Genomic DNA, 25,358 nt, shown 5'->3' with positions numbered 1-25,358 from the left:
AGAAATCTGACCTTATTTTGTGGTGGGCCATGCCTATAAGAGAAGACGGACTTCTGCCCGTCAGCGCCAAGCTGATGGTGCTGCAGCTGATCGTGGTCGCCGGCATCTGCGCGTTCCTGTTCTTCTTCAACCTGGGCGCGTTCGGCCTGCTGGGCGCTGACGAGCCGCGCTACGCCCAGATTGGCCGCGAGATGTTTGCCCGCCATGACTGGATCGTCCCCACGCTGAACGGCTCACCCTGGCTGGAAAAGCCCGTGCTGCTCTACTGGATGGAGATGATCGCCTACCGCACTTATGGCGTCCAGGACTGGGTGGCGCGACTGCCTTCTGGGGTTTTTGCCGCCGGGATGGTGCTGGCGATCTTCTTCTTCATGCGCCGTTTCCGCCCGGGCGCCGAACTGGACGCAGCACTGATCGCCGCCTCCATGGTGGGCGTGCTGGCCTTTGCCCGCGGCGCGTCCACCGACATGGCGATCTCAGCTCCGCTTTGCGTGGCCATGCTGGCCTGGTGGGCCTGGAATGAGACCGAGAAAAAGCTCTGGCTGGCGGCGTTCTATGCGCTGCTGGCGCTGGGCGCGTTGGCCAAAGGACCGGTGGCGCCGGCGTTTGCCGTGCTGATCGTCGGCGCCTACGCCGTGCTGCGCCGCGATGGAAAAATCTTCGTTCGCACCCTGTGGTGGCCGGGCTTTGCATTGTTCCTTGCCATCGCCTTGCCCTGGTATGTAGCGGTGCAGAATAAGGTCCCGCAGTTCTTCCACGTTTTCTTCATCGAGCATAATCTGGAACGCTTTGGCAGTGACTTGTACCGTCACTCGCAGCCGTTCTGGTATTACATCCCGGTGTTTGTGCTAGCCGTGATGCCCTGGACGGTGTTTGCTCTGCCCGCTGTGGTCAGCGGAGTGCGTGATTGGATCAAGAAGCTTCGCGCCGCCGGCGAAGACGTTGGTCCCCAGCCGGAAGAAGACCGCATGGCTTCCTTCCTGCTTCTGTGGGTCCTCATCCCGATTGTCTTTTTCAGTATTTCACGCTCCAAGCTGCCGGGTTACATCTTGCCGTCCATCCCTCCGGCCGCGTTGCTCGCGGCGGTGTACCTGCATCGCCTGCAGAAGATTCCCCGGATCATGCAGATGCTGCATTCGCTGGTCTGCGGCGCTGTCATGGCCGCGGCGTTGCTGGCTCCGTGGATATTGATTGTCCGTCCGCCTGCTCATTGTGGATTCCTGTGCACCCTGCGGCTGCTGAATCAAAATATTCCGCAGGCCACGGTGAACATCGTCGCGTTCTCCGCCGGCCTGATCGCCGTTACCGTGCTCCTGCTGGTCCGCTGGCGGGGACTCCAAGTGCTGCACTTCGCAACTCTTTTGCCGCTGGTCCTTGGGATGACTTTCGTCTTGCATCCTGCCGTTTCGCCGCTGCTGGACCAGAAGCTGTCCGCGCGTCCGGTGGACGCCCGCTTGCGATCGTTGGGCGTTGCCGGCGAGCCGCTGGTGGTCCTGGAAGTCAAGCGCGACGTGGAATACGGCCTGAACTTTTATCGCAACCAGCGCCCTCTGCACTATGACAAGGATGGCATACCCGCGGAGCCTCACGTGGTCGTGACCAAGCAAGGCAACGGCGACGCCGTCCGCGCCCTGGTTGGCGACCGCCAGGTGACCTCGCTCGGCGTCTTTGCTCCGCAGCAGTTGGAGTTCTTTGCGATCGCTACTTCAAAATGAACCCCGTGAGAACCCGAACGCAAAATAAATAGGTTATGCCGGTGGTTCCTACTGCCTTGGTTCCTAAGCAGATACAGTAATTGCGGATTGGGTATGAACCGGGCTAGACTTTTCATTCGCTGCGGTTTTTGCCTCCAGGCGGCGCCCCGGCAGGGAATTTCTCATGGGCCTTCATACCCCAATTGAAAATCACGGGACTCATCACTCTTTCGGCGTGGAAATTCTGGACTTAAGACACTTCAGCTCCCACCACCTGCGTCCGCTCCTGGAGCATGAGACCATGCTGTGGGCGCAGATGATGTCCTGGGACTACCGCCCGTCGGCGGAGATGATCCTGCGCTACATTGATTCAAAGATCCTGCCCGGCTACGCGGCCGTGGAGAACGACCACATCGGCGGCTACGCTTTTTTTGTGTATGAAGGCAGCAAGGGCGTCATCGGCGATTTGTACGCTGACGGCTCTCTCCAGATCGAAGGCGACACCGTGGAGCGCCGCCTGGCCGAGCACGTGATCGCTACCTTGCAGCGCTCGCCCGGCGTGCGCCGCATTGAAGCCCAGCTTCTGCCCCACGAATCCGGCGTGATCAGCGCGCCGTTTCTGGCGGAAGGCTTCCAGCAATATCCCCGGCTGTTCATGATGCTGCTGCTGAACAACGGATTTCGTCCGCCTGTCACGCCGGTTCCGGACATTGAATACCGCCGCTGGTCGGAAGCCGACTTCCAACCCTCGGCCGCGGTCATCACCACGTCCTACCGCGGGCATATTGACTCGGAGATCAACGACCAGTACCGCAGCCTGAACGGGTCGCTGCGCTTCCTCAACAACGTTGTGCGTTTTCCCGGCTGCGGGACGTTTGACGGCGGCGGCTCGTTCGTCGCCATCCACAAGCCTACGCGGTCCATTGCCGGGCTACTGCTCTGCTCCCGTGTGCGCGACGACGTGGGCCACGTGACCCAGGTTTGCGTGCTGCCGGAGTATCGCGGACGCAAGATCGGCGAGTCGCTCATCGGCCTTTGCGCCCAGGACCTCCGCGCCCGCAACTTCTTCGCTTTGAGCCTCACCGTGACTGAGGCCAACGCCAAAGCCGTGGAACTCTACCGCAAGCTGGGTTTTGACACCAAGCGGCGTTTTGACGCCTTTGTTTGGGAAGGCTGACGCCAACCGAGTTGCTTCTGTTCGCCCAGCGACATAAGATTGGCTGGTTCCGTTTGAATGCCGACCGGGGAGAAGTCCTATATGGATGGCCAGCCAAATACCGGCCCAACGGCGAAAATTCCCGCCGAAATCAACGCCAAGTTGCGCGCCCTGGCACACGACCTCAGCAATTCCATTGAAACCATCTTGCAGGCCTCGTATCTGCTCGGCCAGATGCAGTTGGACGAGAACGCCCGCAAGTGGAATGCGCTGATTGACAAAGGCAGCCGCGATTGCGCCCGGATCAACCGCGAGATTCGCGACATCCTGCGCGCCAGCCGGGAGTCGTGAGCCATGATCAAACAACAATTTGATCCTATCGTTCCCCTGCGCGATCCGCAGAAAACCGCGCCCGCCGATGCCGGCGCCTATTGCCCCACGTGCGGATCAAAGATGAAGGAATCGCGCTGCAAACTGGTTTGCAAAACCTGCGGGTTCTTTTTGGGCTGCAGCGACTTCTACTGATCTCTACCCCGGTTACTGCGTCGTCAGGCTCTTCACAAACAGGTAGTAGAACTCCACGCCGTCGTAGAAATCTTTCACTCCCAGGCGCTCGTCTTTGCCGTGGGCACGCTCGTCATCCACGTCCATAAACACGCCGGGGACGCCGTAGGTGGGAATGCCACCGATGCGCAGGTACTTCCCGTCGCTGGCGCCAGTGTCCATCACCGGCACCACCGGGATGCCTCCATAGAGCCGTTTGCTCAGCTCTTCCAGCTTTTGCATGATGACCGGATGCAAGGGCGAAGCCGGCGCCGCGCCTGGGTCGCCAACCACCGTCACGCTGATGCGCTCATCGGCCAGCACGCGCTTCAGCGTGGCCTGCACATGCTGCAGGGTATCGCCGGGCAGCATGCGGCAGTTCACGTTGGCTTTGGCGGTTTGCGGCAGGGCGTTGTTGGCATGGCCGCCTTCCAGTCGCGTGGCCACGCAGGTGGTGCGCATCAGGGCGTTGAAATACGTGGAGCGCGAAAGCCGCGCGACAGCGGCCGGGTCGCTGGGCTTTTTCACCAGGGCGCGGAAGTCGGCGGCGGTGGCCGCATCCTGCAATTTGGCCGTGCGCGCAAAAAAGGTCCGCGTGGTTTCATTCAGCGTGACCGGAAAATCGAATTTCTCCATGCGCGCCAGCCCGGCCGCCAGATGGTAGATCGCGTTGTCCTTCGCCGGACGCGAACTGTGCCCGCCGTTGCTCTTCACTTCCAGCGTAAAGTCCACGTAATTCTTCTCGCTGGTCTCCATGCCCAGAAGCAGCCGTTTGCCTTTTTGCCACTCGAAGTCGCCGGCGTCGGTGTTGACGCAATACTCGGCATCAATCAGGTCGCGATGTTCCTTGAGCAGCCACTGCACTCCGTTGTGGTCGCCGCCTTCTTCGTCGGCGGTGAGCGCCAGCACCAAGTCGCGCGCCGGCACATAACCTTCCTGCTTGAGCCGGATGAACGTGGTCACCAGCAGCGCGGCGCCTTCCTTGACGTCCGAGGTGCCGCGGCCGTAGAAGTACCCGTCCACTTCATTGAACTTGAAGGGGTCCAGGTTGGGCGACCAGTCTTTGGCCAATGCTTCCACCACGTCCAGGTGCGCCAGAAACAGGATTGGCTTGCCGCCCCCGCGTCCATGCAGCCGCGCGACCAGGTTGTGCTTGTTGGCGACCGGGCCGAGCACGTGCACGTCTTCATTAGGGAAGCCGCCGGCGCGCAGACGAGCTGCCATCGCTTCTGCAGCGGTGGTCACGTTGCCGATGGGCGTGTCCGTGGTGTTGATTTCGATCAGTTCTTTGTAGATGCCGCGCGCCAGTTGCTGCGTAGGCGTGAGCGAAGGCTGCTGCGCAAAGGCTGTTGTAGCCACAGCCGCGAGCAACGTCAAGACAAGAGTATTTTTCATTGCGGTCCCAGCGAACAAGAATGAAGAGCGAAGCCGAAATTATAGCGGAGTGGCAAAGTTGGCTGGCCTTGGCTTGCGTGATGTCTTTGCCGCGCTCGCGCCGGCCACGACGACGAGCGGTGGAAACTACCCGCTCGCGTTTACGATCTTCAATTTCGGCAATTCCGGCGATCCTGGCAATTGCCGGTGGATCCAGTTCGTTTAGTCCCGCAAAAACTCCGTCGTCTCTTTCAAAAACAATTCCAGTTGATCATGGTGCACCCAGTGTCCGGCTTTGGGGACTTTGATCAGCCGTCCGTTGCGGATGGCCTTCACCCGCGGGTCGTTCTCCGGCACGGGCGCAAAGCTTTCCATCCCCCAAAAGATGAGCGTAGGCGCGGTGATCTGTCCGAAGAGTTCCACCGCGTCCTGCAGATGATGGCCGTAGGGAGAGATGGCGCGCACGTAGTTGTCGAACTTCCACACCATGGAGCCGTCAGAATCCCAGTTGGTGCCGTGCAGAGTGAGGTGTTGGGCCACTTCATCAGAGAGATGCGGGTTGGCTTCTTTCATGCGCGCCATGGCGGCGTCCAGGTTGGGGTAAGCGCGCTGCGTGCGTTTTTCCATGTCGCGGACGTTTTCAATCCACGTCCGCAGGCGTTGGCTGGCCGGACCATGCACGCGATGGCTGGCGGGGAAGCCCACGCCTTCCACCGACACGGCTTTCGACACTCGCTCCGGATAGATGCCCGCGTAGTGCAGCACGATCATGCCGCCCAGCGAATGGCCCACCAGGCGGATAGGGAATTCATCAATGATGTCCAACAGCGCGGAAAGGTCCAGCACGTGCTCCGCCACGCCGTACATCGCGCCCGGCGCCCATGCGCTGTTGCCGTGTCCGCGCAGGTCCAGCGCGTAGACGTGGTAGTGTTCGCGCAGCGAACGCGCCACCCAGTCCCAGTTGCGCGCGTGGTCCAGGCCGCCGTGCACCAGCACCAGAGAAGGTTTGCCATCCTGCCCGTAGTCCCAAAGCTGGAGTTTCAAGCGGTCAGAGTAGAAGAAGTGCGAGATCGGTTCCATAGCTGCCATCATTCTATCGTGGAGCACATGTTCGTATGATGGCGCGCGGCGCGAATCGCGCACGCCCAGCGCTTGACACCAGCGCCCCGCCGCCTTAGACTCCGACTCCTCATTCGCATACGTCTTTTTGCGTCGCAGCAGACAATCCATCCGGGGAGGAATACCCAATGATGTCCTCACGTTCAATCAAACTACTTAGCGCCTTGCTTTTGACTATGTTCTGCCTGGGAGGAGTAGCGCAGATGATGCCCAATCCGTACGGTCCGCCGATCAGCAATGAAAACGCCAAGAAAGCTGCCGCTGCCGCGCTGGCTGAAGCGGTGAAAAACAAATGGAACATGGCCGTGGCCGTGGTGGACCCCAACGGCACGCTGGTGTATTACGAGAAAATGGACAACACCCAACTGGGCAGCGCTGACGTGGCCGTTGACAAAGCTCGTTCCGCCGCGCTGTATAAACGCCCCACCAAGGCTTTTCAGGACGCGCTGGCTTCCGGCGGAGCAGGCTTGCGCGTGATGAGCCTGCGCGCAGCGATTCCCGTGGAAGGTGGAGTGCCCATCGTCGCCGACGGCAAGATTATCGGCGCCATTGGAGTTTCCGGCGCCAACAGCGACCAGGATGGCCAATGCGCCAACGCCGGCGCCGCGGTGATCAAGTAATCCAGGAATAATGCTGCTCGCCAGCGCGGGTGGAGCAAGCATTTATGCTTGCATTCCGCCGTCCTTAAGACGATTCGGGCTTAAGCCCCTGAAAGACAGGAGGGTTTCGCGATGAAAACTACTCGCCGTAATATTTTGAAGAGCACGGCCGCACTTGCTGCCGCGGCCGCAACCGGCGCATTTCCGGCCATACCCGCCGCAGCCAAGGCTGAAGCCAAGCCGGCCCGCGGCATGGCCCGCGGCCTCACCCTGTTGAGCATGCGTCGCGGCGCGTCCGGCGGCTATCGCCTCGGCGTTAAGACCGACAAAGGCATCCTGGACGTTCCCGAGGCCGCAAAGCTGCTCAAGATGCATGCTCCGCAAACCGTGGACGAGCTGCTGCAGAATGAAGACGGCCCCAGCCTCAACGCGCTGGTGGACGCCGCCCTCAAGTCGCCGGCTGCCAAGAACGCGTTCGTCAAGGAAGACAGCATCGAGTACGGGCCGCTGCTTTCCCATCCAGAGAAGGTCGTCTGCGTGGGCTTGAACTATCGCAAGCACGCGCAGGAAACCGGTGCTGCCGTCCCCAAAGAGCCGGTCCTGTTCAACAAGTTTCCCACGTCGCTGAACCGGCACAACGGCACCGTCAAGTTGCCGGTGAACTTGGCCAAGAAGTTCGACTATGAGGTCGAGCTGGTGATCGTGATCGGCAAAGAAGCCAGCAACGTCGCTGAAGCCGACGCGCTCTCCTACGCCGCCGGTTACTGCACCGGCAACGATTTCACCGCACGCGACCTGCAATACGAACTCGACGGCAAGCAGTGGATGATCGGCAAAGCCCTGGACCAGTTCGCGCCGCTGGGTCCCTACATGGTCACCGCCGACCTGATTGATCCTGACAATCTCAAGCTGGAATGCCGCGTCAACGGCGAGACGCGGCAGTCGTCGAACACCAGCGACATGATCGCCAACTGCCGGCACATGATCAGCTACATTTCGCGTTACATCCTGCTCAAGCCGGGGGACATCATCTTTACCGGCACGCCTGAGGGCGTGATCCAGGGCAAGCCCAAGGACAAACAAGTCTGGCTCAAGCCCGGCGACAAGATTGCCTGCAGTCTGGAAAAGCTGGGCGAGCTGAAGTTTGAGCTGGTTTAGTAAAGCCAAACCTAGCTGTCTCTTCAGAATTTCTGGCGCGTCTTTGTTCGTGCAAGGGCGCGCCTTTTTTGCTTTCATTTGGCGCGTAATCTATGGCAACATCCTTCTAGCCCCCAGACAGGACTAACTAGACGGATATGAAGTTCACGGCCCTTTGCCTTTCTGTATTCCTTACATCTGTACTCACTGTTTCCGGCCAGCAAGCGGCGCCGCTGCCACCTGAGCCGGTGTCGCTTACCGTTCCTGATGTTGAAGTCGTCAACCAGTTCGGCGAGCGCGTGAAGTTCAATTCCGGCGTGGTCAAAGGCCGCGTCGCGGTGATTGCCGGATTTTTTACCACCTGCACTTCCATGTGCCCCATCACGCAGGAAAACATGGCCAGGCTGGCCCGGCTGCTGGGCGACCGCATGGGCCGCGATGTGGTGTTCGTCTCGCTCAGTACTGACGCCGCCCATGACACGGCGCCGCGCATGAAAGCCTGGGGCGAAAAATTTCACGTAGGCCAGGGCTGGACCCTGGCCAGCGGCAACAAATCTGACGTGGACACGCTGCTGAAGTCGTTGGGGTTGTACGTTGATATTCCGCAGAGACACCAGTCGGCGCTGATCATCGGCAACCAGACCAACGGATGGATGCGGGCCAGCTCGTGGTCCTCGCCCGAACGATTGCTCAAAGTGATTGACAGCGTTTCCGCCGGCTCCGCGCAGCCGCAGACACCGGTGCCATCGGGCAAGTGAGCCCGGTTTTGCAGAATGTTTGCAGGCCGCGGTCTTCTTTTGTCGCACATTTTCGTTCCATGCCGCGTACCGCCGTGGCGTCAATTGGTCCGTAGCTCGTTACAATCTGCACTGGAGCGAATCCCGTGCTTGCTACTTTTCTGATCTTGCCTGTTGGAGTTCTGGCCGCGATGGCGCTGGCTCAGTTTGTCTGCGCCCGCATTGATGCCCGCAAATTCACCGCACCCGGAGAACTGATAACCATCCCCGGCGCAAAAATGCACGTGCGCCGCATGGGCCAAGCTGACGATGGTCCGGCCGTAGTGTTCGAGTCGGGCATTGCGGCGTCAACCCTCAACTGGTGCATGCTGCAGCCGCAGCTGGCGGAGTTCTCCGCCACCTGCAGTTATGATCGCGCGGGCTTCGGCTGGAGCACCACCCGCGATCGTGCTGCTGCCTGCACCCTGCACCAGATCACGGAAAACCTGCATGCCATGCTGGATGCGATGGACGTGCCGCGCCCTTACATCCTGGTGGCCCACTCCTTTGGCGGATACATTGTCCGTGCCTACGCGCAGAAATTCTCCGGCGAAATCGCTGGACTGGTCCTGGTGGACCCGCTTACGCCGGAAGAATGGGTGCAAGCCAGCCGGGAGAAACTCTCCATGCTGCACCGTGGCGTATGGTTTGCGAGGATTGGCGGCGTCTTTGCTGCGATCGGGCTGATACGCGGACCTCTCTGGTTGCTGCAGCGCGGCAACCGCGACGTCCCCCGCGGACTTCTCGGCGCCTTTGGCCCCAGGGCCACGCAGAGGATTACCGGACTGGTGCGCGAACTCACCAAGCTTCCGCCGGACGTCACGCGGGTCATCCGCGCGCTGTGGAGCACGCCAAAGTTTTACTGGACCTTGGCCGGCTATCTCCAGTCGCTGCCCCGTGCCGCGAAGGAATTGGACGCCACCGCCTTCCCCGCGGAGCTGCCAGTTACCGTGCTCTCCGGCGCGCATAACCCGGAAGAGCGCCTGCAGGAGCACGCGGCCATCGCCCGCCATTCTGTGCGCGGCAAACATATCATCGCCGACAAGAGCGCCCACTGGATCCATCTCGACCAGCCTGAACTGGTCACGGAGGCCGTGCGAGAATTGGCGAACGCGGCAAAAACCAAGGTTCTTGCCGGATAGGCCCGCAAGCCATCCTTGTCGGCATGACCGTACCCTGCCAACCATTTACAATGCTGTGCGGAGAAATCCCCAGACATGAAGAAGGTCGTCGAGCGCACCCACAACAAGAACTATTACCGCGTCCTGCATGTGCCCATTTGGATTTGGGCGTTTTGGATACTCCCCGGCCACCTGACCGGCGACTTTTACGCGCACGGCCCTGACCGTCGCCACTGGATCTGGCTGGCGATTGTTGCCGCTGTCTGCGCGTGGCGCGCGTTCGCCGGACGCTTGCCCGGCGCCGAGCCCCAGCCCTACATTACGCACTACGGTGAGGAGAAGCCGAACCTCTGGTATCGCGTGATCTGCTACACCACGGCGTGGATTGATCTGCTGGTGCCTTTCACCATCAATCTGGCCGGCCTGGTCATTTACTTCTTCACCGGCAAGTGGAACATCAATCAGATGTACACCAAGATGTATTACCTGCTGGCCGGCGCGGTGGTCGCCGCGACTGTGCTGGATTTCACCCCGCGCGCCCGCCGTTCCACCCGCGGAGAAGGCGCAGAAAAGGGCTGGTTTTACGTTGCCGTCTGGGTGGTGGTGCCCACGCAGATTGCCGGACTCGCCATGTGGCGGTTGGGACGATTCCTTGATCTCTCCCCCAGCAACCTGGGCGTCTTGCGCCTGGCAACCTTCCTGATCGTCGCCGGAGTATTCCTGGTTTTGGGACTCATGGGCAGGCTCCCTCGGACCCACCGCTATCACGTCCCCAAAGGCACAATATCTGACGTGGAAGTTTCCGCTGGCGCCTGAAGCGCGAATCGCAGGCGCGTCCCTTGCTAATGTCCTGAATCAACGGCATTTCCGGCCCCTGGCCGGGTCATCCAGGTCTGTGCGCAATAATCTGCACAAATCTGTCTTAATTTTTTCGGAGAGATTACCCACCGTTTGCCTTGCATTGCGCATCTAAGCACAAAAGCCCATTTCGACGGTGGGCGCATTCCGACGGAGAAGTACAGATGAGCCTGAATTCCTCATTTGCAAGCCCAGACACCCTTTTGCAGGAACTTTCACGTTGCGAAGGCCAGTTGACCGATTGGCTGGCTGGATCTGAAAGCAACGCCCAACTCTTTGCCCGCGACCCCATCGCGGCCATCCGCGCCGCCCATCTCGACTTGGCGGAAGGCACTTTGCGGGAACTGGAAGAAATCACCAGCTCCATTGCACGAAGAATCAAACAAGCAGCATAAAGATGGAAAACTCCGGATCGCTCTGCACTTCCTTCTTTGCCGTTGATTGCTGAATGCAAAAAACCCTGCCTAGCCGGCAGGGTTTTTGCCTTTGACCGAGGAATTATCCGGTGGAAGGTCTGGCCTTTACGGCCAGGGAATCAGCGTGCGAAGAAAGGATGCGAGCCCCATAGGCGGCGACACCTGCGCGGCCGTTCACGGCTTCTTCGGCGTGATGCCGCAGGCCTTCCTCACCCGGTCCAGGTCGAGACCGGCGGGCGAGAATTCGGCGATGCGCGGGCCATTTTGCCCATAAAACTCGATCTTGAATATCTCCGCGCCGATCAGTTCGCGCGTGGTGCCTTTGTCCATCGCCAGGTAGTTGCGCGCCCAGTTCCAGCCATGGTTGCTGTGGCTTTGGTTCACGCGGACCACCACTTCCATCTTCGGCTGCCAAAAGAAGCCGGGATGGGCGGGCGGTCCCAGTCGGACGCCGGGACTAAACGTGCTGGCTTTCAGCTTGCCGTTTTCGCACAGCAGGTCCACCCGGGCCTGAAAAGGGCGGTCGCGTTCGGCCACGTCGGCAAAAAGTTCAAAACGCACTTTGCGCGCCGCGGTCATTTTGTCCTCATAGTCGTACTGCTTCCAATTGCCTCCGGCGCTGCTCCCGCCGCTTTGAGCGCCGCTGGGCACAGCCATCGCGCAGAGCAAGAGGCAAGACGCAAGCGCGGACTTCAGCAGAAACGGTGGACGGTGACGTGAAAATAATTGCGGTGTGCTCAAGGTTCTCCCTCGATGGGTGGTACCCAAATAATATTAACCTCAAAATCAACAAAAAGTTGCGTGAGCATTGGATGGGCCAGGGCGGCAGCGGAGTTGCTCTGATGCACCGCGAAAATGCTCACGCCGGACGTGCCGAATCGCCGTGCGGGCTTACTCGGCCAGACAATACGCCACAATCGTGTCGCCGCGCCGGCCGGTCTTCTTCTCAAACTGTTTCAGCAGTTTCGACTCCAGATCTTCCGGGTCTGGGACCATTTCACACGCGGCGATCTGCTCGTCGCTGGCGCCGTGATAGCAGAGTTCGCAGACCCCCAGCCCTCCTTCGGGGCCGGAGCGCACCGGAGGCCCGAACGTCCGGCAGGTCATCGGACGGGCAGCGTACAGGTCGCACATGCCGGTTGTCCGATCGAGCGCAGGACAAACTTCGTCGTCGGCGAACTCAGCAAAGTGGGCCTCGGCGTCTTCGTCGTCGCTCAGAACGCCGGTGCGGGGATCGCCGGGAAAATCTTTCGCCAGCCGCGCGACCGACTCCCGCGCGCGACGGCGGACTTCACCAGCTCGCTGCGGATCAGTTTTCTTGAGATCAGCCAGTCCGCGCTGCAACCGAGCAGCGTCTAGCTGGCTGATAGGGAACGGACCCACGCAGCACTGTGTGCACCCAGCGCGGCAAACCAGCCACGGCCCACTCTTGCGCGCGGCTTCCGCTAGCGCGGCATCCACGATTTGTACGAGTTGCTGGTCACCGCGGGGAAGCATAGGCCGCATGGTGGAAGCATAGCTCATCTCCACCATGCTGCGCGTGCTTAGCCATTCTGATGTGGTTTTTATGGGTTAAGATTTGCGAAAGAACTCAGGCTTTCATCTTCGCCGCAAACTTCTTTTCAAACTTCTTGACCTTGGGCGAGACGACCATTTGGCAATACGGTTGGTAAGCGTTGTTGGCGAAGTATTCCTGGTGATAGTCCTCGGCCATAAAGAATTCTTTGGCCGGCTCGACCGCCGTGACCACTGGATTGGACCATGTGTGCGCGGCGTTCAGATCGGCAATGGCCTTCTCCGCTTGGCGCTTCTGTTCGTCAGAGGTGTAAAAAATCACGGAGCGATATTGCGCGCCCACGTCGTTGCCCTGGCGGTTCAGCGTGGTGGGATCGTGGACTTCGAAAAAAACTTCCAGCACATCCGGGAAAGAGATTTCCTGAGGATCAAAAGTCACGCGGACTACTTCCACGTGGCCGGTGTCTCCGCCGCATACCTGGCGATACGTGGGCTTGTCCACGTGGCCGCCCATGTAGCCGGACTCCACGGACTTTACTCCCTTAAGGCGGTCATAGACGGCTTCCACACACCAGAAGCAGCCTCCACCCAGGATTGCAGTTTCAGAATTTGGCATAAGGGTTAGATGCTTGGAAGGCACATAAGTTCCGGGCCCTCAGCAACGCGCCCCAAGTCTAGATTCTGCAGCTCTGTTCTGACAACTGTGGCGGTTTCGCCCGCGCCTTAGTCAAGCGACTATTTCTTCGCCGGCCGGCTGGTGGTGCTGGTTTCCATCTCCGAGTCCATTTTCTCCAGCATCTCCCTGGCGGTGGCCGAGTGCAGGCCATTGGGAGACATGGCCAGATACTTGGTCAGGGCCTCGCGAGTTTCCGGCGGGGGCGAGTAGCGGCCTTTTTCCAAGCCGCCTTTGCCGAACAAGGCGGACGCTTTGAGGTAATACGCTTCCGCCATGGAAGGGTCGGATGCGGTGGCCTTGTCGCAGGCCGCGGCGGCCTCTTCCATGCGATTGATGTTGTAATACGTGGCGCAGAGGTTGAAGTAGGGCAGCGCAGCGTACGCGGACATGCTCGCCGACTCGTTGAAGGCGGCAATCGCGCGGTCATATTGTTTCAACTGGGAGTAGATGTTGCCTTCTCCGTTGAGCATCTGGCCAATCCCGTTCTTTTCCCGGGCAGAATCCGGCTTGGCTGCCAGGGCTTTTCGCGCCGCCTGCACTCCTTTATCGAATGTCTCCAGCGCATCTTGCGACTTGCCCGCGGTGTTCTGGATGCCGGCCAGCGTCTGGTACGGCTGCCACTGTGCGGGATCGGCGGCAATCGCCTTCTGGCAGGCCTCGATGGCCGCCTCGGGATTGCCGCGGTTGGCTTGCGCGCTGCATGCGCGGTAGAGAGGAGTTGCCGGGTCGGGCGAAATCGCCGCGGCTTTGTTGTACGCCGCCACTGCTTCGTCTACGCGCTCCAGACGGTTGTAAGCATCGCCCTGGTAGATCAGCATTCCGGCAATGTCGGCGCGCGCCTTGGCGGCGTCAGGAGCGTTGGCCAAAACTTTTTCCGCTATCTCAATGCCCGTACCGAAGGTCTGCGCCGCGTCCTGGTATTGCATCTGGTTGGCTTGGATGGTCCCCAGGTTCTGGTAGAACTCCCAGCGGTTGGGGTCCAGCGCGATGAGCTGGTGCAAAAGATCAGCGCCGTTCTTGAAGTCTCTGATCTCCAGCGCAGTCTGCAGCGCGGATAGAAGCCGGTTGATCTGGGCCGCGTTGGAGTTCTCTTTGCGGATCAAGTCCAGTTGCGTCTTGCTTTTCTTGCCCGCGGCCAGATTGGTCTCTGACCCGGCGGGCAGCGCGCCGGGGGAAGCCACCGTGGACAGATCAATCTTGAGAAAATCGGTGCCGTTCTTGTCCCCGGCGTCAGCGATGATTTTTCTTCCCGTGTACACTCGTTCGCCGGAAGCAGTTACGATGTCCACCTGATATACGCCGAAGCCCACGCCTATGCCGATGTACTCGCCCTTCTTGTCCGTCTTGAACTTGTACACTTTGCCCGTGCCGCCATCCATTTTTATGCTTTGCTCGCTGGGTACTTTCGCGTCGCCGGGGCTGTTGGTATAGGTGCCGATGTTGGTGTAGGTGACCTGCGCATTGACCAGAGGCTTGCCTTCGCGGTCCAGAATCTTGCCGGAAGCCGTGGCGCTCCAGCGCTGGGCCAGCAACAGTAAAGCGAGCAGCGAGAGGCTCTTCATGGGGCTCCGTTGAGTATGGTAGTCCTGGTATCATCGCCGGATCAACGTTCTTGGTCTTTTGATGCGGCAAATGATGGCGGTAACCACATGTGGACACCGCTCAGCGCGGGAAGGTTCCCGTTTGGCTGTGGCCGCTGTCGCGGCCGGCTATTCGTAGCGCAGGGCCACGATGGGATCCACGGATGATGCGCGACGCGCCGGGACCCAGCTGGCCACCAGCGCCACCAGCGCAATGCCGGCGATGGCCGCCGTAAATGACCAGGCGTCCGCCGGGCCAACGCCAAAGAGGATGGAGCGCAGCAGGCGCGCGCCGGTGAAGGCCACCGGCAGTCCTACCGCGGCGCCGATCGCGCAAAGCACCAGGCTTTCCCGCAAGACCATCCACAGCACCTGGCCGCGCTGCGCGCCCAGCGCCATGCGCACGCCGATCTCCGCTGTCCGCCGGTTCACCCGGTAAGCCAGAGTACCGAACAAGCCGGTGGCCACCAGCACGGCTGCCAGCACGCCGAAGAACACTGAGAGCTGAGCGAACAGACGCTCCGCCGTGAATGATTCGCGGAACTGCTGCTGTTGCGTGGTGGGCTGCAGCAGAGGCAAGTCAGGCCCAAACTCGTGGACCGCGCGCTGGGCGTCCGGCAGAACGGCCAGAGGAGTGTTGCGCGTGCGCAACTCAAAGTGCATGGTCGCGATCCCGGGAACTTGCGTGTAAGGGAAGTAAGCCATGGGCCGGCTGCTCTCGCGCACGCCGGTGTACTTGGTGTCAGCGGCCACGCCGACGATGGTGAAGCGCAAGGCATGGGGCCCCTCGTTAGGGCTGACGATGTGGCCAAGCGGATTGCCGCGGGGAAGATACTTTTGCGCAAACGTCTGGTTGATGATGGCCACTTTCGGCGCGCTGGCCGAATCCGCGTCAGTAAAATCGCGCCCCAATACCAGGCTTGCACCCAGCACGTGGAAGTAGTCAGGGCCAATGGCGTTCCAGCGCATGGAGGTGGTTTCGCTGGCCGGCTTCGCGCCGTCAATATACGCCGTGGTGTTGTTCGCCCATCCGGAGCCGATGCGGTTTTGCATCAGTGTGAGCGAATCCACGCCGGGGAGCGCGCGCATGCGCTCGGTCAGCCTCTGGTAAAACTGCACGACCTCGGCATTAGACTTGGCCGACTGCGGCGGCGTCACTCCGAACACCAGCAGGCCGGACGTGCGGATGCCCAGGTCAGCGTTCTCCAGATTGTGCATGGTGCGGACTAAAAGCGCCGCCGCCACCAGCAGGACCAACGCCAGCGCCATCTGCATGGCGACCACCAGGCGCGCGGTGCGCGATTTTCCGCTGTCTTGCGACGATGCGCTCGCGGAGGTTTTCAAAGCCATACCGGCTCCCAGGCTGGTGGCTTTCCGCAACGGCGCCAAGCCAAAGACCACCGCAGCCAGCGCGGAGATCAGCAGCGTAAACAGTAGCACCCGCGTGTCCGGCGCAAAGCTCACTTCCAGCGTGGACCAGCTTGCCAGCGCGCGGACAATCCACAGGGCAAAGCCCCATCCCAGAGCGGCGCCCGCCACCACCAGAATCAGGCTTTCGGTAAGCAACTGGCGAAATAAGCGGCCTCTTCCCGCGCCCAATGACATGCGCAGGCTGAACTCGCGGTCGCGCATGGTGTTCCGGGCGAGCAGAAGCATGGCCACGTTGCCGCACGCGATCAACAACACCAGGCCGACCATGGCCATCAACATGGCAAACGGACGTTGCAGTTGCTCACTCCGGCTGCCGATGCCGCGCGCGGGCGAAAAATACAGGTTGGGCGCCTTTTCATTGGGATCGCGCTCCCCAATGCCGTTGTAGGCGATCTGCTGGAACGCTGGATTCAGTTGCGCCACCGCCTGCTTCTCCGTGACGCCGTTTTTCAGGCGGCCGATCATCATCAGGGCCCACCAGGTGGGCGCGCCGTAAAGGCTGGCTCCGTCCTGCGTCGACTGGCCCCAGGCCGTGATGTCGGGACGGTTCTGCAGCGGGACCCAAAAGTCCGTTGGCGTCATTTCCACTCCGGTGAAGCTCTCTCCCGTGACGCCGACAATGGTGAAGGCCACGCCTTTCACGTACAGCGTCTGCCCCAGGACGGAGGGATTCCGCCCGAAGCGCCGCGTCCAGTAGCCATCACTCAGCACCGCGACCTGGCTGTGCTGCTTCTCGTCGTCCACCGTGAACCCGCGGCCGCGGGCCATGGTCACACCCAACCCGGAGAAGAAGTTTCCGCTCACCATGTCGCCCTGGGCTTCTTCCGGATCGGAGCCGTAGCGCACCGCAACTTTCGGAATGCCCAGCGGAACAAACGCCATCAGGTCAGAGAACGCGTCATGCCGGGTGCGCAGCTGCTCAAAGCTGTATTCGGTAAAGGAGCTGGTCCATTCTCCGGTTTGCGACGCGTGGCGGGGAAGGTCGTCGGTGTGCAAGTAGACCAGTTGCTGCGGATCAGGCACCGGCTGGAAGCGCAGCAGGACGGCGTTCATCGCGCTGAAGACCGCGGTGTTCGCGCCGATGCCCAGCGCCAGGGTCAATATCGCCACGGCGGCGAATCCCGGCGTGCGGCGAAGCTGGCGCAGGCTGTAGCGAAGGTCCTGCAAGAAAACCTGCAAAGCGGATGTCAACATGAAGGCTTCCTCCCTCATCCCTGCCTGTGGTTTTTAGATCGTCTGCCCGCGCGAAGGGTTAGCGTCCGCATAGGCTATAGTATTTCCCAGGCTGGCCCCGTAGAGTAATACGCGCCGCTTGGCGCTTGGGTTCCGGCTTTTGTTGCCATCTTGGAGGGGACGAATGACCAAACGGACTTATCTTCTTTTTTTGCTTGTCTTATTTCTTCTGGCGGCAGCCGCAGGCTCAGGCCGGCGCAAAAAGGCCGCGTCGCCGGAGGCCGGCAAATTTGATTACTACGTACTGTCGCTCTCCTGGGCGCCCAACTATTGCGCTGGCCATCCCGCGGACAAATCCAGCGAATGCAAGCCCGGCGGGCATGTGGGGTTCGTGTTGCATGGGTTGTGGCCGCAGTTCAACGCCGGCCGTCCGCCGCTCAGCTGCGGCCCAGTGAGCCCGGTCGCCGCCGAAACCGTCCGCCACATGCTGGAATACTTTCCTGATCGCGGCCTGATTCAGCACGAGTGGACGACCCACGGCTCGTGCAGCGGCCTTTCCGCCCAAGACTATTTCGGCAAAATGGAACAGGCTTTTAAAGCTGTGAAGGTGCCCGACCCATACCGAACACTCGACCACGAGCAAAAAGTTCCCAGCAAGCAGATCGAGAGAGCATTTGCTGATGCCAACCACGCCCCGGCCAACGCGTTCCGTGTCTCCTGCTTTTCTGGAGCGTTGGTGAACATGGAAGTCTGCATGAGCAAAGACCTACAGTACCAGGCGTGCACGCAGAGCGTGCATGAATGCACCAGCAGCCAGTTGCTGATGCGGGCGGTGAGGTAAAGCTTGACGCAGATTTGAAGATGACGCTGACCTGAACTCAGCTTACTCCGCCCAATCCACCGCCCGGCTCACCGCCTTCTTCCACATCTGGTACATGTGCTCGCGGCGGTCGGCCGGCAGCGCGGGATGCCAGGTGTGGTCGGCTGCCCACGCCGCGCGGAGTTCGTCAGTGCTCTTGAAGAGTCCCACGGCGAGTCCGGCAGCGTAGGCGGCGCCGAGCGCCGTGGTCTCTTTCACCGCTGGCCGCACCACGGGACGGTTGAGCATGTCGGCCTGGAACTGCATGAGCAGATCGTTCACCACCATGCCTCCGTCCACGCGCAGCACTTCCAGGGGGATGCCGGAATCATTTTCCATGGCCTGGACCACGTCGCGCGTCTGGAAGGCGGTGGCTTCCAGCGCGGCGCGGGCGATGTGCGCCTTGTTCACGTAGCGCGTAAGCCCGGCGATGATGCCGCGCGCGTTACTGTTCCAGTACGGCGCGTACAGGCCGGAGAACGCGGGTACAAAGTAAACGCCGCCGTTATCGCTGACGGCCCGCGCCAGAACTTCAATTTCCGCGCTGCTCTCGAACATGTCTAGGTTGTCGCGCAGCCATTGCACCAGGGCGCCGGCGATGGCCACGCTGCCTTCCAGCGCGTACACCGCGGGCTGGGCGCCCAGTTTGTAGGCCACGGTGGTGAGCAGCCCATGGCGCGAAACCACAGGACGCTCGCCGGTGTTCATCAGCAGGAAGCAACCGGTACCGTAAGTGTTCTTGGCTTCGCCGCGAGCAAAACATGTTTGGCCGACCAGCGCTGCCTGCTGGTCGCCCAAAATTCCCGCCACAGCGACGCCAGCCAGCGGGCCTTCCGCCACGCGTCCATAAATTTCACTGCTGGAAGCGATGCGCGGCAGAATTTTCTCCGGCACCTGAAACGCGCGAAGCAACTCGGGGTCCCAGTCGAGGGTTTGCAGGTTCATCAGTTGCGTGCGACTGGCGTTGGTAACATCGGTTACGTGCTCGCCGCCGGTCAGATGCCACACAAGAAATGTGTCCACGTTGCCGAAGAGCGCTTCCCCGGCTTCCGCCCGGGCGCGAAGTCCAGGAACATTTTCCAGCAGCCAGCGGATTTTGAGCGCGCTGAAGTAGGTTGAAAGCGGCAGGCCGGTGCGGCTGCGAAAGAAATCTTCGCCGGGATCGCGCTGCAAGCGGGCAACGTCCGCGGCCACGCGCATGTCCTGCCAGACAATTGCGTTGGCGAAAGGTTCGCCCGTCTTGCGGTCCCACAGCACGGTGGTCTCGCGCTGGTTGGTGATGCCGATGGCTGCCACGTCCGCTGCGCGCAAGCCGCTTTGCTGTATCGCGTCGGCCATCACCTGCTGCGTGCGCAGCCAGATTTCTTCGGCGTCGTGCTCCACCCATCCCGGCTGGGGATAGATCTGCTGATGTTCGCGCTGCGCGCTGCCCACGATTTTGCCGGCGCGGTCAAACACCATGAAGCGCGTGCTGCTGGTGCCCTGATCCAGAGCTGCGATGTAGTTCGCCATGAGGATGGATGCAATCTTCTGCCGTGACATTCTACCGCGGGTTCGATGCGGCCGATGGCCGGCGGCCCTGTCATTCCGGTGCGCCCGTTGCGTCCATTGTGGTGAGGGGCTGTCTCTGTTATTTTCTTGAATCCAGTAAGCTCGTCTTACATCTACTCCGGGGAAACCCAAGTGAGGACATTATGGACCAACCGCCGCAGAGCTTTGCCAAGCACACCAAGTGGGACCCGTCGTTTCACTTCTTTGTATTTCCCATGTTGTTGATCAATGTGATCGTGGTCGCCTACTATTTGTTCCGGTTCCCCGGACTGGGCGGCACGTGGCTGCTTGTCCTGTCCGTGGCGCTGCTGGTTGGGGCCGCCCGCATGCGCAATTACGCCACCCATCTCCAGGACCGCATCATCCGGGTGGAAGAACGCGTCCGGCTGCAATCCGTGCTGCCGGAACCGTTGTGTTCGCGCATCGGCGAACTCACGGACACGCAGTTTGTCGGCCTGCGTTTTGCCGGTGACGCGGAGCTGCCCGCTCTGGTCCAGCGCGCCTTGGACGAAAAGCTCAGCCGCACTGACATCAAGAAAGCCGTCACCGACTGGCGTCCCGATCATTCACGCGTGTAAAACGCGCGGGAAGGTTTTTCAGCGCGAAATCGAAACGGCTTGCAGTCAAGGCGCGGCTTCGCGCCTTTTCTCATTTACAATCCCTGCTGCATTCACCCGAGGAGCCCTGCTCATGAGACGCGCCTTTTTCGCCAGTCTGCTCACCTTGATCGCCCTGCTGCCGCTTGCCGCCGCCAACACCCAAGACGACCAGCTCTGCGGCTTCACCGCCTCCAGCAGCAAGACGGAACGCGACTGGGAGAGCAAGTTCCGCGCTATTCCCAGTCCGCAGATCATGCGTGACGCCATGCAGCGTCTCAGCGCGCGGCCGCACCACGTGGGTTCGCCTTACGACAAGCAGAACGCCGAGTGGATCCTGGCGCAGTTCAAGTCCTGGGGACTTGACGCCCAGATAGAGACCTTTGACGTGCTCTTTCCCACACCCAAAGAGCGAGTGCTGGAGCTGATCGCCCCAGCCAAGTTCGTCGCCAAATTGCAGGAGCCGCCCATCGCTGCTGACCCAACGTCCAATCAGCAGAGCGAGCAGCTTCCCACCTACAACGCTTACTCGATTGACGGCGATGTGACTGCGCCTCTGGTCTACGTGAATTACGGCCTGCCCCGCGACTACGAAGAGCTCGACCGCCTCGGCGTTTCGGTGAAAGGGGCCATCGTGATTGCCCGCTACGGCAACTCCTGGCGCGGCATCAAGCCCAAAGTCGCCGCCGAGCACGGCGCTATCGGCTGCATCATCTACTCTGATCCGCGCGACGACGGCTACTATGAAGACGACGTCTTCCCTGAAGGCCCCATGCGCAACGAGAACGGCGTGCAGCGCGGCAGCGTCATGGACATGCCCTTGTACCCCGGCGATCCCACCACGCCCGGCGTCGGCGCCAAAGGCGACGTAAAGCGGCTGGCGCTCAAGGACATCACTACCCTCACCAAAATTCCCACTCTGCCAATTTCCTACGGTGACGCGCGCCCGCTGCTGGCGGCTCTCAAAGGCCCCATGGCCCCGGAAAGTTTTCGCGGCGGCCTGGGACAGCCTTACCACATCGGCCCGGGTCCGGCCAAAGTACATTTGAAAGTCCAGTTCAACTGGGACATCAAACCGGTGTATGACGTGGTATTCAAAATTCCCGGATCGGAATCGCCCGACCAGTGGATTGTCCGCGGCAACCACCATGATGCCTGGGTCAACGGCGCGGAAGATCCCATCTCCGGGCAAATTGCTTTGCTGGAAGAAGCGCGCGCCCTGAGCGAACTGCTCAAGCAAGGCTGGAAGCCCAAGCGCACCATCGTTTATTGCGCGTGGGATGGAGAAGAGCCCATGCTGCTGGGTTCCACCGAATGGGCTGAATACCACGGCGACGAACTCAAGAAGCACGCCGCTATCTACATCAACACGGACGGCAACGGTCGCGGCTACCTGTTCGCGGAAGGCTCGCATTCGCTGGAAAAGTTTGTCAACGGCGTGGCGCGCGACATCACCGATCCGGAGAAGAATATCTCCGTCTGGAAGCGCGGGCAGGCAGGGCGCCTGGTTCGCGGCCGTCCGGAAGACCGCAAAGAAGCGCGCACGCGGCCTGATCTGCGCATCGGCGCGCTGGGATCAGGCAGCGATTACACCGCGTTCCTTGACCACCTGGGCGTGGCTTCGCTCAACATCGGATTTGGCGGTGAAGATGACGGCGGCATCTATCACTCCATCTACGATGACTTTTACTGGTTCACCCATTTTTCTGACACCGACTTTGTGTACGGTCGCGCGCTGTCGCAGACTGTCGGCTCCATGGTGCTGCGCTTTGCCGATGCTGACGTGCTTCCTTACGAATTCGGCGACTTTGCTGACACCATCCACAAATATTCAGACGAATTGAAGACTCTGCTCAAGAACAAGCAGGAAGAGGTCCACGACCGCAATCAAAACGTGGACGACGGCATCTACAACGCGACTTCGGACCCACGTCGCCCCACCGTCGCGCCGCCCAAAGAACCGGTCCCGCCGTTCATCAATTTTGCGCCGCTGGATAACGCCCAGTCCGCGCTGGACCACAGCTCGGAACGCTTTGCGAAGGCCCTCAAAGCGTTCCACGCCGGAAGCGGCGCTCCAGGCCCTGCGCTGCGGGCCATCAATGACCAATTGATCCAGACTGAGCGCCGGCTTACAAATCCCGGAGGGCTGCCGCGGCGTTCCTGGTACCAGCACTTGATTTACGCGCCCGGTTTCTACACCGGCTACGGCGCCAAGACGCTCCCCGGCGTGCGTGAAGGCATCGAGGAGAAACGCTACGCGGAAGCCGAGAAAGAAGTCGTGCGCGTGGCCCAGGCGCTGCAGGACTATGCCGCCGCGATTGATGCTGCCGCCGCGGCCCTCGAGAAAGCACCGCATTGACATGCTAGGGAAGCAGCCGCGTCAGCTGCTTGCCTTGTTCAGCCACCGGATGATATGGTTCGCGCCTATGAAGAGAGCTTCTGCGATCTTGACGATGTTGATTTTCCTGACGACGGCGTTGCTCGCCGCCGACGTGACCGGAACCTGGAACGCGAAAGTGGACCTGGGTGGCCAGGGCGGGACGCCTACTTTCGTCCTGAAACAGGACGGTGAAAAGCTGAGTGGCACGTACTCGGGTGCGCTGGGCGAAGCGACGGTGCACGGTACGGTCAAGGGCGATGAAATTGTCTTCGACTTTGAGGTCTCGGGCGCAACGATTCATTACGCCGGGAAGATTGACGCTGACGGCAAGAAGATGGAAGGCACCGTAGACTACGGCGGCCAGGCTAGCGGCACTTTCACCGCTACCAGGAGCGAACCGGCAAAGGACAAACCCAAGCCGAAGGCGTGAACGCCGTTACAGTCCCCAGTTGAAAGAGATCAAGGGAGAGCAACTCGCGCTCTTGGCTGAGACCTCAATCACTCCGGTGGTCCTGCCTTTCACCGCGGGCGTGATGGAAAGAAAGAATTCGCCCTGATCGTCGGCTTTCGCCGGCACGTTGTGGGCGTCCTGGTAAGACTGCGTGTGTACGCTGATGTCCTCTCCCGGCTTGAATCCTTTTCCCCGAATCAGCGCCAGTTCAAAAGAAGGGCTCAGGCGGACCGCCTCCAGCGTGCAGGCTTTGTCGCTGTGAGTAATAGGCGCAGGAACAATCGAGAAGAATATCCGCGACTGGTCGTCTTCGGAAATCAGAGCCTGGCGGTAGATTTCTCCAATCTCCGGACGGTAGGTAAGGTGCACTTCGGTTCCCTTGAAGCGCTGCGCGCAACTGCGCGTGGAATCAGCCGGACACATGACCGTGCCGTCATTCCCCACCGCCAGCCCGTCCATCATTTGAATCGGACTGAGGACGGTCACCGGCCACACGAACAATTTGTACCGCTTGTCATGGGGCGCGCCGTCCACTTTCAGCCGGTAATCCACAACCGGCTTGCCTTGGATCGTGCCGGTCTTGATCAATTCCAGCCGCGCTTTCGTTCCCGGCGTGCTCGACTTGTCCCATTGGATGGTGGCCCGCCCGGTCTTGATGGCTTCAGCTTCCGTCTTTGCGTCATCCGCCGGCTGTAGGGTCGGCGTTTGCGCTGTTGTACTGGGCCGAGGAGTTGCCGTGGGCTGCTGCGCCAATGCAGCGACGCACAGCGCCAGCAGCACCGCGATCAAACTTGATTTCAGAGGCATATGAGGTAGGAGAATATCACAGTCCGTGCATCACCCGTTTTTCCAACCAGCGCCATGGAGCGTAAGTTTCGAATGGGATTACTTCAATGCCCCGCTGCTTTCGGCTTCCACGTGTTGAGAAACGCGATGACATCCTCTTCATTCATGGCCCGCGCTTTTTCAAATTCGGTGGTGGAGAAAAGCATGGCGCCGTGAGGTCCCAGCACCGCCAGGGAGGGGACGCCCTTATTCAGGTTGACGCGGTACTTCCTGGCCAGGTCCAGGTTCTTGTTGTATTCACCCACGTCCACGTGGACCACCACAAAGTTGCCTTCCAGCAAGGGCGCGACTCGAGGCTGGTGAAAAGCTCGGTCCAGCACGTGGCAGTCCAGGCACCAGTTGGCGCCAAAGACCAGCAGGATGCGCTTGTTGCTCTTCGCCGCTGCGGCCACGGCCGCCCGGATTTCCTTGGGCGCGTCGGCGTCCGCGCGGTACAGATTCGGGTTGATCCACGTCGGCCGTTCGAGCGGCGTCTTCTTCCACTGCGCCAGGCCGCAGATGGAGACGACCATCATCAGAAATAGGATTGCTTTTCGCGCCAGGATTGCCTGCTGCATGCTCATTTGAGTCATTCTACTTTGGCGATACCACGCGGCCATAGTCGGACGCGCGGGCCACGCGGTCAAAATAACTAAAGGTCAGCGATGCAATCTTGCGGATGGCCGCCGCGCCTTCCCGTTCGTCTTTGAGGTAAGTGGTCATCACGCACAGAATATAAGGACGGTTCTTGATGAAGACGATCCCCGAGTCGTTGCGCACCGCTTCCAGTTCGCCCGGCTTGTTGGCGGCCACGGTATCATCCGGCAGGCCTTGCAGCATGGAGCTCTCTTTGTGCGTAGTCAGCATGCGGAAGAAATCCTCGGTCATCTCCTTGTTCAGCAGCTTGCCGCCATGCAGCAATTCCAGCAAGGTCATCATCTCGCGCGGCGTGGAGACATTCTCCCGGCCTTCGGCGGCGGCCTTCAAGTCCATCATCTTGCGGCGCAGTCGCGTGGCATGCAGTCCGGAATTTTCCAGCATGGCATTCACGTTCTCCATGCCCAGCCTCTCGATCAACACGTTGGTGGCGCTGTTGTCACTCACCGCTACCATCATGGTGGCCAGATCGCGCAGGGTCAGCCGCGTCACCCCGGGTGTAAGGCCCATCATAATATCGCTGCCCGCGACCAGGTCTTCTTTGCGGACAAGATATTCGTCCGTCAGCTTGAGCTTGCCCCGCTGCGCCTGCACGTACAGGTTGGCCAAGACGGCGATCTTGATGGAACTGGCCTGCGGCATGATCTCGTCGCCGTGGAGGAAGAACTCTTCGCCCGACGACAGATCTTTGACCGCCAGGCCCATTACGCCGTCCAGGTTCTGGTCCACATGGCGAAGGTCGGCCTGCAGCTTCTGCCATAGCGCCTGGCGCTTCTCCGCTGACGGCTTTTCCGGACAGCATTGCGCCAGGGCCGCGGTGGAACTCAGCAGCACCGAAGCGATCATGAGAGATGCTCGCAACATGACAGCT

At 60.7% G+C, this 25,358-nt stretch carries 26 protein-coding genes; 15 read left to right on the top strand and 11 right to left on the bottom strand.

From position 1 onward, the window contains the following. The first annotated feature begins 29 nt into the window (after nt 1-29). The 4 genes from LAO20_13515 to LAO20_13500 all read left to right on the top strand — a co-directional run bounded on the left by LAO20_13515 (nt 30) and on the right by LAO20_13500 (nt 3,375). Complete coding sequence (locus LAO20_13515; protein MBZ5532443.1) at nt 30-1,715, top strand: glycosyltransferase family 39 protein; 1,686 nt, start codon at nt 30-32, stop codon at nt 1,713-1,715. 214 nt (nt 1,716-1,929) lie between these two features. Further along, a complete protein-coding gene (locus tag LAO20_13510; GenBank protein ID MBZ5532442.1) occupies nt 1,930-2,871 on the top strand; it encodes a GNAT family N-acetyltransferase in 942 nt (313 codons plus the stop codon). An 81-nt stretch (nt 2,872-2,952) separates the two neighbouring features. After that, a complete protein-coding gene (locus LAO20_13505; protein MBZ5532441.1) occupies nt 2,953-3,201 on the top strand; it encodes a hypothetical protein in 249 nt (82 codons plus the stop codon). A 3-nt stretch (nt 3,202-3,204) separates the two neighbouring features. Further along, complete coding sequence (locus LAO20_13500) at nt 3,205-3,375, top strand: hypothetical protein (protein MBZ5532440.1); 171 nt, start codon at nt 3,205-3,207, stop codon at nt 3,373-3,375. Between the two features lie 12 nt (nt 3,376-3,387). Here LAO20_13500 and LAO20_13495 read toward each other — a convergent pair whose 3' ends face one another. Further along, nucleotides 3,388-4,788 (bottom strand): M20/M25/M40 family metallo-hydrolase, encoded by a 1,401-nt coding sequence (locus LAO20_13495; protein ID MBZ5532439.1) that lies wholly within the window; start codon nt 4,786-4,788, stop codon nt 3,388-3,390. Between the two features lie 58 nt (nt 4,789-4,846). On the opposite strand from LAO20_13495, the gene LAO20_13490 reads away from it, so the two are divergent. Continuing rightward, nucleotides 4,847-4,993, top strand: coding sequence for a hypothetical protein (locus LAO20_13490; protein MBZ5532438.1), 147 nt, complete (start codon nt 4,847-4,849; stop codon nt 4,991-4,993). Here LAO20_13490 and LAO20_13485 read toward each other — a convergent pair. After that, the gene (locus LAO20_13485) at nt 4,990-5,847 is read right to left on the bottom strand and encodes an alpha/beta hydrolase (GenBank protein ID MBZ5532437.1); all 858 of its coding nucleotides are present in this window, start codon (nt 5,845-5,847) and stop codon (nt 4,990-4,992) included. The two genes, LAO20_13490 and LAO20_13485, sit on opposite strands and share 4 nt — an antisense overlap. 215 nt (nt 5,848-6,062) lie before the next feature. On the opposite strand from LAO20_13485, the gene LAO20_13480 reads away from it, so the two are divergent. The 6 genes from LAO20_13480 (at nt 6,063) to LAO20_13455 (ending at nt 10,772) form a co-directional block, all read left to right on the top strand. Beyond that, entirely contained in the window at nt 6,063-6,506 is a 444-nt protein-coding gene (locus tag LAO20_13480; protein ID MBZ5532436.1) for a heme-binding protein, read from the top strand. Nucleotides 6,507-6,617: 111 nt separating this feature from the next. Then, a complete protein-coding gene (locus tag LAO20_13475; GenBank protein MBZ5532435.1) occupies nt 6,618-7,643 on the top strand; it encodes a fumarylacetoacetate hydrolase family protein in 1,026 nt (341 codons plus the stop codon). A 137-nt stretch (nt 7,644-7,780) separates the two neighbouring features. Next, nucleotides 7,781-8,380 carry an SCO family protein gene (locus LAO20_13470; protein MBZ5532434.1) on the top strand — a complete coding sequence of 200 codons (600 nt, stop codon included), beginning with the start codon at nt 7,781-7,783 and terminating at the stop codon, nt 8,378-8,380. Between the two features lie 125 nt (nt 8,381-8,505). Next, the gene (locus LAO20_13465) at nt 8,506-9,540 is read left to right on the top strand and encodes an alpha/beta hydrolase (GenBank protein ID MBZ5532433.1); all 1,035 of its coding nucleotides are present in this window, start codon (nt 8,506-8,508) and stop codon (nt 9,538-9,540) included. A 75-nt stretch (nt 9,541-9,615) separates the two neighbouring features. After that, entirely contained in the window at nt 9,616-10,335 is a 720-nt protein-coding gene (locus tag LAO20_13460; GenBank protein MBZ5532432.1) for a hypothetical protein, read from the top strand. Between the two features lie 206 nt (nt 10,336-10,541). Beyond that, nucleotides 10,542-10,772: a hypothetical protein gene (locus tag LAO20_13455; GenBank protein ID MBZ5532431.1), complete on the top strand. Its 231-nt coding sequence runs from the start codon at nt 10,542-10,544 to the stop codon at nt 10,770-10,772. 195 nt (nt 10,773-10,967) lie between these two features. On the opposite strand, the gene LAO20_13450 is transcribed toward LAO20_13455, so the two are convergent. From LAO20_13450 to LAO20_13430, 5 genes are all read right to left on the bottom strand, one after another. Beyond that, entirely contained in the window at nt 10,968-11,450 is a 483-nt protein-coding gene (locus tag LAO20_13450) for a hypothetical protein (protein ID MBZ5532430.1), read from the bottom strand. Between the two features lie 234 nt (nt 11,451-11,684). Then, a complete protein-coding gene (locus LAO20_13445) occupies nt 11,685-12,290 on the bottom strand; it encodes a YkgJ family cysteine cluster protein (protein ID MBZ5532429.1) in 606 nt (201 codons plus the stop codon). A gap of 94 nt (nt 12,291-12,384) precedes the next feature. Continuing rightward, nucleotides 12,385-12,924 (bottom strand): peptide-methionine (S)-S-oxide reductase MsrA, encoded by a 540-nt coding sequence (gene msrA, locus LAO20_13440; protein ID MBZ5532428.1) that lies wholly within the window; start codon nt 12,922-12,924, stop codon nt 12,385-12,387. A gap of 119 nt (nt 12,925-13,043) precedes the next feature. Then, nucleotides 13,044-14,546: a tetratricopeptide repeat protein gene (locus LAO20_13435; GenBank protein ID MBZ5532427.1), complete on the bottom strand. Its 1,503-nt coding sequence runs from the start codon at nt 14,544-14,546 to the stop codon at nt 13,044-13,046. 147 nt (nt 14,547-14,693) lie between these two features. Next, entirely contained in the window at nt 14,694-17,189 is a 2,496-nt protein-coding gene (locus LAO20_13430) for an ABC transporter permease (GenBank protein ID MBZ5532426.1), read from the bottom strand. A gap of 163 nt (nt 17,190-17,352) precedes the next feature. Between LAO20_13430 and LAO20_13425 the strand changes: the two genes are divergently transcribed. After that, a complete protein-coding gene (locus tag LAO20_13425; protein ID MBZ5532425.1) occupies nt 17,353-18,009 on the top strand; it encodes a ribonuclease T2 in 657 nt (218 codons plus the stop codon). Nucleotides 18,010-18,051: 42 nt separating this feature from the next. On the opposite strand, the gene glpK is transcribed toward LAO20_13425, so the two are convergent. After that, nucleotides 18,052-19,539: a glycerol kinase GlpK gene (gene glpK / locus LAO20_13420; GenBank protein ID MBZ5532424.1), complete on the bottom strand. Its 1,488-nt coding sequence runs from the start codon at nt 19,537-19,539 to the stop codon at nt 18,052-18,054. A 182-nt stretch (nt 19,540-19,721) separates the two neighbouring features. Here glpK and LAO20_13415 point away from each other — a divergent pair, with 182 nt between their 5' ends. The 3 genes from LAO20_13415 to LAO20_13405 all read left to right on the top strand — a co-directional run bounded on the left by LAO20_13415 (nt 19,722) and on the right by LAO20_13405 (nt 22,984). Then, entirely contained in the window at nt 19,722-20,156 is a 435-nt protein-coding gene (locus LAO20_13415; protein ID MBZ5532423.1) for a DUF6526 family protein, read from the top strand. A gap of 112 nt (nt 20,157-20,268) precedes the next feature. Further along, nucleotides 20,269-22,533, top strand: a complete 2,265-nt coding sequence (locus LAO20_13410) for a M28 family metallopeptidase (protein MBZ5532422.1) — start codon at nt 20,269-20,271, stop codon at nt 22,531-22,533. 88 nt (nt 22,534-22,621) lie between these two features. Further along, nucleotides 22,622-22,984, top strand: a complete 363-nt coding sequence (locus LAO20_13405; GenBank protein ID MBZ5532421.1) for a hypothetical protein — start codon at nt 22,622-22,624, stop codon at nt 22,982-22,984. A gap of 6 nt (nt 22,985-22,990) precedes the next feature. Here LAO20_13405 and LAO20_13400 read toward each other — a convergent pair whose 3' ends face one another. The 3 genes from LAO20_13400 to LAO20_13390 form a co-directional block, all read right to left on the bottom strand. After that, nucleotides 22,991-23,812 (bottom strand): hypothetical protein, encoded by an 822-nt coding sequence (locus LAO20_13400; GenBank protein MBZ5532420.1) that lies wholly within the window; start codon nt 23,810-23,812, stop codon nt 22,991-22,993. 83 nt (nt 23,813-23,895) lie between these two features. Next, nucleotides 23,896-24,414: a thioredoxin family protein gene (locus LAO20_13395; GenBank protein ID MBZ5532419.1), complete on the bottom strand. Its 519-nt coding sequence runs from the start codon at nt 24,412-24,414 to the stop codon at nt 23,896-23,898. Between the two features lie 10 nt (nt 24,415-24,424). Continuing rightward, the gene (locus LAO20_13390; protein MBZ5532418.1) at nt 24,425-25,351 is read right to left on the bottom strand and encodes a class A beta-lactamase-related serine hydrolase; all 927 of its coding nucleotides are present in this window, start codon (nt 25,349-25,351) and stop codon (nt 24,425-24,427) included. Nucleotides 25,352-25,358 lie beyond the last annotated feature (7 nt).

The sequence above is a fragment of the Terriglobia bacterium genome (assembly GCA_020072815.1).
GTDB lineage: Bacteria > Acidobacteriota > Terriglobia > Terriglobales > Acidobacteriaceae > Angelobacter.
This window is presented reverse-complemented; position numbering and strand designations above follow the sequence as displayed.

What these genes read in the sequence shown, in the direction of transcription:
- LAO20_13430 (MBZ5532426.1), bottom strand. Translation starts at nt 17,189, where the DNA reads ATGTTGACATCCGCTTTGCAGGTTTTCTTGCAGGACCTTCGCTACAGC.
- LAO20_13415 (MBZ5532423.1), top strand. Translation starts at nt 19,722, where the DNA reads ATGGACCAACCGCCGCAGAGCTTTGCCAAGCACACCAAGTGGGACCCG.
- glpK (MBZ5532424.1), bottom strand. Translation starts at nt 19,539, where the DNA reads ATGGCGAACTACATCGCAGCTCTGGATCAGGGCACCAGCAGCACGCGC.
- LAO20_13500 (MBZ5532440.1), top strand. Translation starts at nt 3,205, where the DNA reads ATGATCAAACAACAATTTGATCCTATCGTTCCCCTGCGCGATCCGCAG.
- LAO20_13460 (MBZ5532432.1), top strand. Translation starts at nt 9,616, where the DNA reads ATGAAGAAGGTCGTCGAGCGCACCCACAACAAGAACTATTACCGCGTC.
- LAO20_13470 (MBZ5532434.1), top strand. Translation starts at nt 7,781, where the DNA reads ATGAAGTTCACGGCCCTTTGCCTTTCTGTATTCCTTACATCTGTACTC.
- LAO20_13395 (MBZ5532419.1), bottom strand. Translation starts at nt 24,414, where the DNA reads ATGAGCATGCAGCAGGCAATCCTGGCGCGAAAAGCAATCCTATTTCTG.
- LAO20_13390 (MBZ5532418.1), bottom strand. Translation starts at nt 25,351, where the DNA reads ATGTTGCGAGCATCTCTCATGATCGCTTCGGTGCTGCTGAGTTCCACC.
- msrA (MBZ5532428.1), bottom strand. Translation starts at nt 12,924, where the DNA reads ATGCCAAATTCTGAAACTGCAATCCTGGGTGGAGGCTGCTTCTGGTGT.
- LAO20_13475 (MBZ5532435.1), top strand. Translation starts at nt 6,618, where the DNA reads ATGAAAACTACTCGCCGTAATATTTTGAAGAGCACGGCCGCACTTGCT.
- LAO20_13450 (MBZ5532430.1), bottom strand. Translation starts at nt 11,450, where the DNA reads ATGGCTGTGCCCAGCGGCGCTCAAAGCGGCGGGAGCAGCGCCGGAGGC.
- LAO20_13495 (MBZ5532439.1), bottom strand. Translation starts at nt 4,788, where the DNA reads ATGAAAAATACTCTTGTCTTGACGTTGCTCGCGGCTGTGGCTACAACA.
- LAO20_13505 (MBZ5532441.1), top strand. Translation starts at nt 2,953, where the DNA reads ATGGATGGCCAGCCAAATACCGGCCCAACGGCGAAAATTCCCGCCGAA.
- LAO20_13515 (MBZ5532443.1), top strand. Translation starts at nt 30, where the DNA reads ATGCCTATAAGAGAAGACGGACTTCTGCCCGTCAGCGCCAAGCTGATG.
- LAO20_13485 (MBZ5532437.1), bottom strand. Translation starts at nt 5,847, where the DNA reads ATGGAACCGATCTCGCACTTCTTCTACTCTGACCGCTTGAAACTCCAG.
- LAO20_13435 (MBZ5532427.1), bottom strand. Translation starts at nt 14,546, where the DNA reads ATGAAGAGCCTCTCGCTGCTCGCTTTACTGTTGCTGGCCCAGCGCTGG.
- LAO20_13425 (MBZ5532425.1), top strand. Translation starts at nt 17,353, where the DNA reads ATGACCAAACGGACTTATCTTCTTTTTTTGCTTGTCTTATTTCTTCTG.
- LAO20_13455 (MBZ5532431.1), top strand. Translation starts at nt 10,542, where the DNA reads ATGAGCCTGAATTCCTCATTTGCAAGCCCAGACACCCTTTTGCAGGAA.
- LAO20_13480 (MBZ5532436.1), top strand. Translation starts at nt 6,063, where the DNA reads ATGTTCTGCCTGGGAGGAGTAGCGCAGATGATGCCCAATCCGTACGGT.
- LAO20_13445 (MBZ5532429.1), bottom strand. Translation starts at nt 12,290, where the DNA reads ATGCTTCCCCGCGGTGACCAGCAACTCGTACAAATCGTGGATGCCGCG.
- LAO20_13400 (MBZ5532420.1), bottom strand. Translation starts at nt 23,812, where the DNA reads ATGCCTCTGAAATCAAGTTTGATCGCGGTGCTGCTGGCGCTGTGCGTC.
- LAO20_13410 (MBZ5532422.1), top strand. Translation starts at nt 20,269, where the DNA reads ATGAGACGCGCCTTTTTCGCCAGTCTGCTCACCTTGATCGCCCTGCTG.